9 protein-coding genes, 1 tRNA gene and 3 pseudogenes are annotated in these 11,370 nt (G+C 67.9%); 5 read left to right on the forward strand and 8 right to left on the reverse strand.

From position 1 onward, the window contains the following. Positions 1-274 precede the first annotated feature (274 nt). A tRNA-Arg gene (locus E1285_RS38590) sits at positions 275-348 on the forward strand. Positions 349-656: 308 nt separating this feature from the next. Here the strand turns inward: E1285_RS38590 and E1285_RS38595 are convergent. The 7 genes and pseudogenes from E1285_RS38595 to E1285_RS38625 all read right to left on the reverse strand — a co-directional run bounded on the left by E1285_RS38595 (position 657) and on the right by E1285_RS38625 (position 6,360). Beyond that, positions 657-1,961, reverse strand: a complete 1,305-nt coding sequence (locus E1285_RS38595; RefSeq protein WP_132159557.1) for a site-specific integrase — start codon at positions 1,959-1,961, stop codon at positions 657-659. A gap of 113 nt (positions 1,962-2,074) precedes the next feature. Beyond that, positions 2,075-2,533 (reverse strand): DUF4259 domain-containing protein, encoded by a 459-nt coding sequence (locus E1285_RS38600; protein ID WP_207947128.1) that lies wholly within the window; start codon positions 2,531-2,533, stop codon positions 2,075-2,077. A gap of 158 nt (positions 2,534-2,691) precedes the next feature. Then, positions 2,692-3,312: pseudogene (locus E1285_RS38605) on the reverse strand (transposase family protein); the annotation flags it as partial. Between the two features lie 151 nt (positions 3,313-3,463). Next, positions 3,464-3,892, reverse strand: a complete 429-nt coding sequence (locus tag E1285_RS38610; RefSeq protein ID WP_132159559.1) for a hypothetical protein — start codon at positions 3,890-3,892, stop codon at positions 3,464-3,466. Next, positions 3,889-4,266 (reverse strand): transposase, encoded by a 378-nt coding sequence (locus tag E1285_RS38615; protein WP_165966932.1) that lies wholly within the window; start codon positions 4,264-4,266, stop codon positions 3,889-3,891. Before E1285_RS38615 ends, E1285_RS38610 begins: the two co-directional genes overlap by 4 nt. Positions 4,267-4,836: 570 nt before the next feature. Beyond that, positions 4,837-5,212, reverse strand: a pseudogene (locus E1285_RS47895) (IS21 family transposase); the annotation flags it as partial. Between the two features lie 230 nt (positions 5,213-5,442). Continuing rightward, positions 5,443-6,360, reverse strand: coding sequence for an NAD-dependent epimerase/dehydratase family protein (locus tag E1285_RS38625; RefSeq protein WP_165966933.1), 918 nt, complete (start codon positions 6,358-6,360; stop codon positions 5,443-5,445). A gap of 142 nt (positions 6,361-6,502) precedes the next feature. On the opposite strand from E1285_RS38625, the gene E1285_RS38630 reads away from it, so the two are divergent. The 3 genes and pseudogenes from E1285_RS38630 to E1285_RS38645 form a co-directional block, all read left to right on the forward strand. After that, on the forward strand, positions 6,503-7,408 hold the full coding sequence (locus E1285_RS38630) for a hypothetical protein (protein ID WP_207947129.1): 906 nt from the start codon (positions 6,503-6,505) through the stop codon (positions 7,406-7,408). Between the two features lie 803 nt (positions 7,409-8,211). After that, on the forward strand, positions 8,212-8,487 hold the full coding sequence (locus E1285_RS38640; RefSeq protein WP_132159562.1) for a hypothetical protein: 276 nt from the start codon (positions 8,212-8,214) through the stop codon (positions 8,485-8,487). 12 nt (positions 8,488-8,499) lie between these two features. Then, positions 8,500-9,504 (forward strand): annotated as a pseudogene (locus E1285_RS38645) (IS66 family transposase); the annotation flags it as partial. A 54-nt stretch (positions 9,505-9,558) separates the two neighbouring features. Here the strand turns inward: E1285_RS38645 and E1285_RS38650 are convergent. Next, positions 9,559-10,470 (reverse strand): helix-turn-helix transcriptional regulator, encoded by a 912-nt coding sequence (locus tag E1285_RS38650; RefSeq protein WP_347814121.1) that lies wholly within the window; start codon positions 10,468-10,470, stop codon positions 9,559-9,561. 332 nt (positions 10,471-10,802) lie between these two features. On the opposite strand from E1285_RS38650, the gene E1285_RS38655 reads away from it, so the two are divergent. Next, complete coding sequence (locus E1285_RS38655; protein WP_132159565.1) at positions 10,803-11,282, forward strand: hypothetical protein; 480 nt, start codon at positions 10,803-10,805, stop codon at positions 11,280-11,282. The last annotated feature ends 88 nt before the right edge of the window (positions 11,283-11,370 follow it).

The following is an 11,370-nucleotide window of genomic DNA, read 5'->3' on the forward strand; positions in this document are numbered from 1 at the left end:
CCGTCGAACCCCACCGCCTCCAGATGCCGCAACACCCCGTGCACGGCCGGACTGTGCGCCCCGAGCGGCCTCCGCACCGTGTCCCCGACCCGCACCACACCCTCCGAGACGTCCCCGCCGGAGAGCGGCACTTCAAAGTTCACAGCCACAGCAACCAAAGATAAGACCCCGGCCCCACCACCGCCGCCCGCTTCCGCATGGTAGGGCCGTTATAAATGTGGAGCCGAGGGACCCTCCCCCTTACACTGTGTCCCGGCGTCCCGCCGGGCGCCGGGCGCCCGTAGCTCAGCTGGATAGAGCATCGGACTTCTAATCCGACGGTCGCGGGTTCGAATCCTGCCGGGCGCGCCCCTTTCCAACCTGCAGTCTTACCACTGCCAAGATCCAAAATTCCGTCCCGGTTCGTCCCCGTGTTCGCTCGATGTTCGCTCGGATGTCGCGAACCCGTCGCCGCCACCCCGCGAATCGCCGCGATCGCCCACCCAGCGCTCCTCCGGCCACAACCGCCCCCGTCGGCCCCGGGAACGCCACCGTGCAGGCGCTTGTCGGCCTTTCGGCGGCTGGGGACACACCGCACAAGCGCCGGTGTCCACGCTCAGACCAGCCGGTCGGTTGCGGACACCGGCGCTGTGAATCCGATGCTCAGCCCGTGCAGGTCACCGGGACGTCCCTGGCAGGTGGATGACACGTCCGGGCGATGGTGTTTCGTCCGGTTCGGCGCGGGCGTTGAGGATGACTGCGGCGGCGTCTTCGGCGGATTGGCGGGCCAGGTCGGGCAAGACGCTGGTGTAGGTGTCGGAGGCGATGCTGATCGACGACAATCCCAGCGTCTCCTGCACGACCTTGAGGTCGTGTCCGGCGCGCAGCAGGATGGTGGCGGCGCCGTGCCGTAGGTCGTGCAGCCGGACGGGTGGGAGCCCGGCTTCCATCGCCAGCAGCAGGAACTGCTCAGACACGAACATGGGTGCCAGCGGGTCTCCGTTCTCTTGGGCGAAGACGAATCCGGTGTCGTTCCAGGCGTCGCCGGCGGCCAGGCGTTCCTGGTTCTGGTGGGCGCGGTGGGCGGCCAGGTGTTGGATGGTGTGCTGGTCGAGGGTGACCTGGCGTTCCCCGGCTTCGGATTTGGGGCGTCCTTGTTCGATGTGGCCGCCGATTTGGGTGATCTGCCCCCGGACCTGGATGGTGCCTTCGTCCAGGTCGACGTCGGACCATCGCAATCCGCAGGCTTCGCCGCGCCGCAGCCCGCGGAAGGCGATCAGGTGATACAGCCCATACAGCCGGTGCCTGGAGGCGCGGTTGAGGAAGATCCCGGTCTGCTCGGGTGTCCAGACCATGACCGGGGAAGGGCGCGGTGTGCTGACGTAGGCGTCCATCGGCTTGACTCGTCCGCTGTGCCCGGCTCTGGCGTGTCCGGCAGGACGCCTTTGGCTTCTGGTCTCGATGAACCTCTCCCGGGCCTGGCGCCATTCACGGACGCGTTCGGGCGTCCACACCAGCGCCTTGGGTCGTCGGCCGGAGGGCAGTTCGACTAGGGAGGCGACGTTGAGGTCGATGCGCCGTTCCCGGATCGCCTGGTTGAGAGCGGCGCGCAGGGTGGCGCGGATGCGGTGTTTGGTCGCGGCGCTGACAACGCGGCAGCCCTTCGCCTGTGCCCGCAGGGCCGGGTCGCCCGATTCGCGGGCGCGGGTGATCATCTCGTTGCGTTCGTCGATCGCGTCGAATACCGCCTGCACGTCGGCGACGCGGAGCCGGTCCAGGCGGATGTGGCCGAGGACGGGGTCCAGGTGGACGGTGATGTGGGTGCGGTAGCTGCGTAGCGTGCCGTGCCGCAGGCCTTTGCGTCCGGCGAGCCAGGTGCGCAGCCATTGCCCGGTGGCCAGGGCGGTGTCCAGGTCCTGGCCGGTGCGGATCTTGCGGCGGACCTCGGGTGAGCGCTGGTCATGGCCGTCACTCTCCCCCATCAGCAGCAAACCGCTGCTCCCGCTTGAGCGGACTCGCACTGCGCGGCGACCCAGTCCGAACGCAGCAGCACGACAGCGGCGGCGAAGCCGTCACCTCCTCGTTCACACCCGCTTTAACCAGAAGCCGCGGCCAGGACCTCCCTCAACTGGCGGATCTCCTTCTGCCATTTCCCGCCATACTTCGCACGCCACTCGTCGCTCGCCTCCTCATCGTCCGACCACAGGCCTCGGACCTCGGAGTCATCAGCGGTCACGCGGTCCAGCGCTTGAACCGCCAACATGCGCAGATCATCAGGCAGCACTGGAATCGGCTGCTCGGGCCCATAACCAGCTCCGACCCGCCGACCGCCTGGACACTGGGCGGCAACTAGCGCGGCGGCCGCAACAGCGGTAGATCCGCCGACGACGTCCAGATAGCCCTCTTCCTGAACCGCGGCCTCCAACCACTTCCGGATCTCTGCCGGACGGTCGTTTTCACTCAGGCCGTCCAACTCCACACAGAAATCAGCGGCGTCATCATTGCCGAACGGTCCTACAGCCCAAGCACCCACCACGATCCTCCCAGTCAGCACCGTCAGTCTCCGGAGCAGAGTAGAGACCGACACCGACATCGAAGACCCACCGGTCGATGGGTGGGGCCAGATCCCACTGGTGATCAAGACGCCCAAGATCGCTAACTGGGGCCGAAACTCACGCGAAGACGGGGCCACTTCTCACGCTTGAAATCACTGGCGTGGGCGCGGTTGGCGTCCTTCTGCGGTTCGGGCTTGTCGCGTCCCTTGCAAGGCGTGAGGATGTGGGCGCCGGCGCCCTGGTAGGCCTTATCGGCCAGCACGAGCAGCCCGGTGGCGGCCAGCGCCCGGATGAGGCCCCAGATCCGGGCTGCGGCCAGGTCGTGGACCGAGCCGCGCAGCGGTCCCGACACCCACAGCAGGGAGCCGTCCGGGGCGGCGAGGACCTGCAGGTTCATGTCGTGGCGGCGGTGTTTCCCCGAGTAGTACGGCCGGTCGGCGGCGACCCGGTCGATGGAGATCAAGGTGCCGTCCAGCACCAGGTACGGCAGGCCGTCCTTGACCGCTTTGGCCAGGGCGGTGCCGAGCTTGGGTGAGCGGGCCGCCAGCGCGTCGACGGTCTCGTTGACGTAGCGCCACGCGGTGGTGGTCGAAACGGCGAATCCCGCACCCAGTTCGGCGTAGGTCTCGCCTTTGCGCAGGTAGACCAGGGTCATGAGGGCCTGCATGCCCGGGGGCAGGCGCCGGCCTTTGCCGCCTATGGCCTGGCGGTGGCGGCGGACGACACCGGTGGCGTAGGCCAGGGTTTGACGCGACAACGGCAGCGAAGCACGGTACAAAGCATGCGAGGCCTCTGGTGGGGACGGGAGGTTGTGAGAGATCAACCGTCCTACCAGGGGCTTCTTTACGTTCGAGGCCGCCACTCCGTCCGCGATCATGCTGTGATCAGCGCCCCCAAACCGCCACTGAAAAGGCTCAGAGGGTTGTTTGTTAGGTATTGCTCGGTTTTATGGTGAAGAGTCCGGGTTCGGGTTCAGTGGCGAGGTCTCGACCGATGAGGCGTTTGAGTTTGGCGCGGACGCCTTCGACGGTGTTCTTGCTGGTGGCGGGCAGGTTGAGGGCCAGGGCGATGTCTTTGGGGCGTAGGCCGGCGGGGTGGTCGGCCAGGACGCCCAGGATGTCCTGGTAGGCGGGTGGGAGCGGCGGGCCGGCGGGTCGGGGCGGTTCATCGGCGGTTCCGGTGACCTCCAGCAGGGTCTGGTGTGTGGTCTCCAGCCGGTCCAGCTGTTGCCGGGCGTCGGTGAGTTCGGCGGTGAGCCGGTCGACCTCGGTGCGGGCCGCGTCACGGTGGACGGCCAGGTGGCGCAGGAGTTGTTCGGGGACCGGCGGGGGCGGGCGGTCGGTCACGCGGTCGGTCACGCGGCCGCGCCGGTGACCCAGGCGGTATCGGGGGCCGGGATCGCCGGTGGCGGCGGGGTGTCGCGCCAGCGGGTGGTGGTGCCGGTCAGCCGCCGCGTCATCCGGTCGGTGGCCGCCCAGTACAGGTGGGACTGGCTGCTGGCGGGCAGCTTCTCGTAGTCGCGGGCCAGCCGCCGGTGCAGCATGGACGTGCCGAAGGTCTGCTCGGCCACCCACCGCTTGGGCACCGGCACGAACCCGTTGGTCCCGGGTTCGGGCTGCACCACGGTGACGGTGATGCCCAGCCCGGCGCCGTGGTCGGCGACCGCGTTCTTGAACCCCGCGTCCACCCACGCGGTCCGCACGCCCGGGTTGTCGATGGCGACCCGGTCCAAAAGCTCGATCGGAGATGGCGTTGTCGTGCACGCTCGCGGCGGTCACCACCACCGCGATCAGCAGGCTCAGCGCATCGGTGGCGATCCCGCGTTTGCGGCCCCGGCTCTTGTTGCCCGCGTCCAGGCCCGTGCTGGCCGAGGGGACACCGGCCGCGGCGTGCACGGTCTGGGAGTCCATCACCACCGCGGATGGGTCCTCGGCCCGTCCCGCGACCTCGCGGACCCCGCCGCGCAGCAGATCATGGATGGTCTGCGTCAGGCCGTCATCGCGCCACACCGCGAAGTAGTAGTACACCGCCGAGCGGGGCCGCTTCCGGCCGCCGCTCACACCCTCGAGCCCCATGCCACCCACAACCCAATGGCGACGCACCGTCAATGAGCCGTAACCAAACCCTCACCAACCCACCCAACCCAGACGAGGATATTCCCTATCAAACAACCCTCTCAGTGCCTCGTCGCGGGCATGGGTCATTCGGGCGTGGATCGGCAGGTCGTCGCGCCGGATGGTGTTCATTTGTCCTTTCTGCATCGATGAGTCAGCGACGGGAGCCGTAAAGCTCTGGTCACACGGAACTGCAGCCACAGCCCCGGCTCGGGGACCCAGGGCCTGACACCCTGCGGTGTCCGGCCCGATACGCCTGCTTGGTCGCGGCGACCGTCCGCCGGGTGGTCCGGTCAGTGCCGAGTAGCCCGTCGCCACCAGCCGCTCGTGCACCACATCGGCGCACCCGGCCGCCCGACCGCACCAGTTCCTCGATCTTCTCGGTGAACTCGTCGATCTTCCGCGGCCGCCGCGGCTTGCCGGCCGGTCGGTTCCCTACTCCCGCAGCCGCACATACCGCGCCACCGTGTGGTGATCGCACCCGGCCGGCTCGGCCGCCGCACGATAACTCCCCGTAGCGTCGAACGCTGCCAGGACCTCCATGATCTCCCTCGAACTCTTCACCCGGACGGGCCTGCCGACCGGGCATCACGATCAAGAACCGGGGAAATCACATGTCCGCCAGCGGGGAGAGAGCACGTCCGCCAGCGGGGGCTACGTTCCCGCCACCGGGGAGTCTGCCGTGTCCGCTGACAGTCAGCCTCTGTCGTGCCATTGACCTTCCTTTCCGGTTCTCGAGCGCACCCTGGCTGGCTGATGTTCCAACCGCCGCCTGGCCCTCCGATCCGTACACCTCAGGGCGCGGTGCCGGGGCGGGGCCGTCGCCGGGCAAGCTCGGATCGGTACCGGCGGCCGATCCGGTCGGCGTTCTCGCGCAGGTAGTCGGTCAAGAGAGTGGGGCAAGTGGCCTCGCCCTCGACCATAACCAGTTCGGCCATCAGCCCGTCGATCTCGTCCCGGGTTAGTACGACGTCATGGGTGAGGATCGACAGCCCGTGCAACAGGACAGACACGGCGGCCGGCGGGAGGTGCACGAGCCGGTAGGGCGTGTTGATGGCCTCGGCAATGGCCACGACCATGTCTTCGAAGGTGAACGACTGCGGGCCGATCGCGTCGATCACGGTGTCGGCCCGTTCCCCGCCGAGCCGGACGCACAGGTCGGTGAGGTCTTCCACATGCACGGGCCGCAGCCGGTACCGTCCGTTACCGGGGATGGCGAACAGGTGGAAGTTGCGCAGCAGCCAGGCGATGTTGTTGACCAGAATGTCGTCGCCGCCGAAGATCACGCTCGGTCGTACGATGCCGTAGGACATGCCGCTGGCGATGACGAGGGCTTCCACAGCGGCCTTGCCCCGATAGTAGGTGTAGAAGGAGTTGGGATCGGGGTTGGCGATGCTGAGGTGCACCACCCGCTCGACCCCCATCCGGGAGGCGGCATCCAGCAGCGCCGCGGTATGGGTAACGGCCTGAGGGTGACCGGTCCCGCTCGGCGCGTACCGAGTCCAGTAGGTGTTGTAGAAGGTCGTGACACCCTCAAAGGCCGCCGCCAGGGTCTCGGGTTCGTTGAAAGCGAGCGGGAACACCTCGATGTCGGCGTCCGCCGCCGGGTGGTCGGTCAACGTCCGCACCGTGCGGCCCGCCGCCTCGAGCCGGAGTCTGAGATAGGTTCCCGAGTATCCGTACGCACCCGTCACAAGGTCCTTCTGGCCCATGACCGGTCCCCTTCGCATCCATCGCCGCAACAGTCCCGAGCGTACGCTCAACCAGGTGATTCAGCCGTGATTCAGCCGTTGCCCACCACCAGGAACCCCGCGGGAGAGGTCCCGAAGCCAGTGTCGACGTCGGGTGCCGATCGTGGGTGAGGCCGAGGTCGCGTTGCTGGCGGCCGACAGGGTCCAGGCCGTGCGGAACAGCACGGCGGGCAGGCTTCGCCTGGCTGCAGAGTTCTATCCCGCGACGGTGGGAAGATGCGGCCGCTACGATCGGGCCGAGCTGAGTTTCCTGCGGTGGGAGATCGCCCGCGGCGTGTTGAACGGCCCCTCCGGGCAACGCCCGGGCAGCCCGTGGTGGCGGGCGGTCAACGAACGGTTGCTGCGTGACAAGGTCGAGGCCAGCCTGCTGCACAACGGTACCCCTGGCGGCCCGTCCTCGCGCAGCGTGGAGTTGTGGGGCGAGTTCATCACCGGCCCGTCGGCGGCGGCCTGGTACCGGGCCCACAACGCCAGCGTGGTGGCCGGATATCTGGAGCATGAGCCGCTGGCCGAGGCGGAACTGCTCGCCGAGCGCTTCATGATGAATGTGGCCCTCATGCGCGTGCTCTACACCCATGCGCTGGCGGCCCGGCCGCGGCTGGCACTGGGCACTTTCGCTCCGCTCGGGCGGTTCCTCGGCAATCCACGCCACGGAATGGTCGGGCTTTTCCTCGACCTGCGCCACGCCTTCCCAGAAGGCTATCCGCTCACCGCGATCACGGTCGAATCCCTCATCGCGACCGAGGGCCGCCTGCCGCGCGCTCTGGACTACGGCATCATCGCCCCAAGACTGGCCGAACTGTACGAGTTCGCGGCCACCTCACTGGAGCAGCCACGCATCGCGGAGCTGATCAATGACGGGGCACCCTGCTACGCCTGGCCCCCCGCACACCGCTCGGTCTGGCTGGAGGCGAGCACCCGGTTACTGACCCGCCTGACCGCCAACGCCACCCGAACAAGATCGAGCCGCCGACGAGCTCGACGGGCGGCGATGCCACCCCGGGACTGAACTCCGGGACGAATCCGACCACTCAAGCACCGGATCGGCGTGACAGGCGCGCGCGAGGAAATGGTGTGCGTCACCGTCGCCGACCGCTCGCCAGGCACGCACGAGCGTGACCGCCAGCACGTACATCCGCGCACCCGTGAGCGTGACGGTCTCCAGGAAGTCACACGCCAGCAGCGCCTCGGCCTGAGACCGCAGGGCCCCGGCCCAGGAGGTGGCCGAACGCTCAGGTGCCGGATCGATGCCGGCGTCCTTGAGGATCTCCCACACGGTGGAGGCCGCGACCTTGACACCGAGCACCAGCAACTCACCGTGCACCCGCCCGGTATCCCCAGCTCGGGTTCTCCCGCACCAGACGAAGGACGAGGGCTCGGACGGAGCGGACAGTCGGTGGACGGCCCGGCCGCTTGGGTTTCGAGCGGGTAGCCTGTCGGCCCGCGATCAGGTCACGGTGCCAGCGCAGCACCGTGTCCGGCCGCACCAGGAGCCGCATCCGCCGCAGCACTCCGGGAGGCAACCGGTGCAGCAGCGCCAGCCAGCAGCGCCCGATCCGCCGCAGCGAACCGCACCCTCTTCCCTGCCGACTGGCGTTCCAATACGGCGATCTGATGCCGCAACACCGCAAACGTGTTCGTCACGGTCAAGTAGGCGAGTCGCAAAAGCACAGCCGCTCATCATCTCGCGACGACAGCCCCGCTGCGGCTTGATTCTGCGGCTGATCAAGCCCCGCCCCAGAGCCCACTCCCTGCCCGACTCACCTGCACCGACGCAATTCTCGGCAGGCACAACCGCCGTCGTCGGACCCGGTGTTCGACAAGCAGGCCGGGTCGCGTGATCGGTCGCAGCGGCAGCCCGGCCGACGGCCTCGGGGCAAGCAGCCGGGCGCCGGCGGGTCGACGATGAAGCTGGTCGAGAACCCTGACCGGACGATCGTGTGCCCGCCGATCTGGTGTGCCGGGTGCGGGGCCGGCTTAGAGCAGTGGCCGGTGGCCGGTTTCCAGCGCCGGCAGGTGACCGAGGCGCCGGCCCCGCCGCCACCTCGCGTGACCGAGTACGTGGTGCAGTCCAAGCAGTGCGGCTGATGCGGGCAGACCAGCGTCGGGCAGGCCCCCGGGCATGTCTCCGGGCGGGCCCAGCTCGGGCCCGACACACATGCGATGGCCGCGAACGTGCTGGTCGGCCACCACATTCCGGTGAAACGCTCCACGATCTTGCTGATGCAGATGGCCGGAATCGCCACCTCGACCGGGTGGATGGCCACGGTGCGCGGTAAGGCGGCCTCCGCGTTGCGCGGCGGCGGGTTCGTCGGGCGGGTCCGTGAGCTGTTGCGGGCGGCGCCCGCGCTGCACGCCGACGAGACCCCTGCTCGCGCGGCCGGGAAGCCGCACTATGTGCACGTGGCCTGCACCCGCTATCTGACGTTGATGCACACCGGCGGCCGGTCCTCCGGCGACATCGATGCCGGCGGTGTGCTGCCCGGGTACACCGGGATCATCGTGCGTGACGGTTACGGCGGCTACGCCCATCTGACCGACGCGCTGCACGCCTGGTGCGGAGCCCACCTGCTGCGCGACCTCAAAGACCTGTACGAGTTCGAACCGGCCGCGCAGTCCTGGGCCGCCGAGATGGCCGCCCTGCTCTGCGACGCCAACCACGACGCCCGGACCGCCCGCGCGCAGGGGCACACCGAACTCGACGCCGACACCCTGGCCGCGCTGACCGCCCGGTATCGGGCCCTGGCCAGTGACGGGTTCACCGGCAACTACTACCGGCAGACTCCCACCGCCGCCGACGCCGTGCGCCTGTCGCGCCGCTTCCGCGCCTTCGAGGACATGATCCTGCGGTTCGCCACCAACCCTGGCACCGCCGAGTTCACCAACAACGAAGCAGAGCGCTCGATCCGCCCGGTCAAAGTCCAAATGCGCAGCTCAGGCGGCTGCTGGAGGACCTTGGAAGGACTGGCCGACTTCGCACTCGTCCACTCCTACCTGTCCACCGCCACCAAATGGGGCATCGACAAACTCGACGCCCTCAAGCGGTTGTTCACCACCGGGCCTTGGCTTCCACCCGCACTCACCCCAACACCCCCCGCCGCCTGAACAAGATCACCGCACGAGATCCGTCTCAGGCTGAATAGCTACGTTTGGAGGCGGTCAGGCGCGCCAGGCGCGAGCGGCGGTCCGCTCGATCAGGTGAACTGAATCCGCGGAAGTGAGGCTCCGTTGCATCAGCCACTCGAAGACGCGGCGGTGCTCATGCGTGACCGTCTCGTCCTGGACGAGGCTCAGCGGATGGCTCTCACTGTGCACAACGGCGGGAAAGGTGACCTCGAAGGAAGGCGCGAACTCCAGGAGCGTGAACGCGTGGAGGGCGGCGCTGTGGTCGGCATCCAATGGCAGTATCCGCAATTCGATATTGCACAGACCCGCAAGGTCCACGAGTTGCTCAAGTTGCCTGTGCATGACTTTCCGGTCGCCGACTCGGTGCAGGAGCACGGCCTCGCCCAAGATCACCGTCAAACGCAGCGAGCGCGGTTCCAGCAAGATCTCCTGGCGCTTCAGGCGCACCTGAAGATCGCGTTCGATAACCGTCGGCGGCGCGGGGACGATCTCCGCCCAGCCCACGATCAGGCAACGCGCGTAGTCCTCTGTCTGCAGCAGGCCCGGCACCACTTGCGCCTCGTAAGCGAGCGCGAGGTCGGCCTCGTCCTCCAGGGCGCAGTAAGCGGCCTGGTCGGTCGGCAGGCCCGGGTAATGGGTCCACCAGCCAGGCCTGGCCGCCTCGCGCGCCAGGGCGAGCAACTCGGTCAGCGCGTGGTCTTCGGCCTGGTAGAGCCGCAGCATCCGCTTAATGTCGGACTCCCGCACTCCGATCCGCGCCGTTTCAATACGGGAGACTTTACTGGCCGACCAGCGCAGACGCCGTCCGACCGTCTCGGTGCTGAGACCGCTGTCCTCACGCATGCGTCGCAGCGCGACACCCAGGCGTCTGCGGCGTACGGACGGAGCTTGAGATGTCGGCACGGCCCACTCTTCCCAAGGGGGACCAGGAATGGCGGTGACCACCTGGCGTCACGGATCTTGAACTGTTCGATAGCGGTCGGCTATCCCGATGTGAAACCCTCGGTGCATATTGCACCGCAGATACTACCTTAGGATTCATCCAGAGTGGGTGAGAATTTCAAAAGTGCGTGTCACCAAAAGGATAGATTTGCATGAACGGCTGAGCGCATCAAGCCGTGCATGATGCACGGGCGCTGCAGGTCGGGCATATTGAGGGCAAGGGGAGTAGGTCGCCTCGGGTTCAACCGCCCGAAGCGAAGCATTGTGTCGAGTGCCCGTGATCGCGATGACGCGGTGTCGGGACATGCCACCTCAGCGGTGGCGACCTCTGCGTCGTGGACAACTCGTCCGCCGACTGGGGATGGGAGGACAAAACCTTGCCCCTCTGCGGCCCCCTTCACCGGAGCATCCTGGCACTCGACCTGGAGAGCTCGTCGACCCGCACCGATCTGATCAAGGTCGAGCTAAGGAATCAGCTCTATCTGCTGCTGCATCGGGCGATGCAGGCGGCGGGTATCGATGAGCGGTTCTGCGAGCCCATCGAAGACCGCGGCGACGGCGTCCTCGTCCTCGTCCAGCCGACCGACGAGGTGCCGAGGTCACGCCTGCTAACCCCGTTCATCCCGAAGCTGGCCCGCCTGCTTGTGGACTACAACGCCGCGTTGCCGGCCGCCGACCGTCCCGCGTACCGGCTGCGCATGCGCGCGGTCGTCCACGCTGGCGATGTGCTCCGGGACGACCACGGGCCGTTCGGCGCTGAGATCGACGCGGCGATTTGTCAATGGCCGTTCGGAACTCCCCGTAGGCGGCCTTGAGATCTCCCCGTAGGCGGCCATGGTGTGTTCCCCAACGGCGGCCAGATAGTTCCCCGCCGTTGGTGCTGGTCAGGGTCAGGAGAAGGGC

This window comes from Actinomadura sp. 7K507, assembly GCF_004348425.1.
Classification (GTDB): Bacteria; Actinomycetota; Actinomycetes; order Streptosporangiales; family Streptosporangiaceae; genus Spirillospora.

Excerpts from the sequence above, each read along its gene's own strand:
- E1285_RS38595 (WP_132159557.1), bottom strand. The coding sequence starts at position 1,961 with ATGGGGGAGAGTGACGGCCATGACCAGCGCTCACCCGAGGTCCGCCGC.
- E1285_RS38625 (WP_165966933.1), bottom strand. The coding sequence starts at position 6,360 with ATGGGCCAGAAGGACCTTGTGACGGGTGCGTACGGATACTCGGGAACC.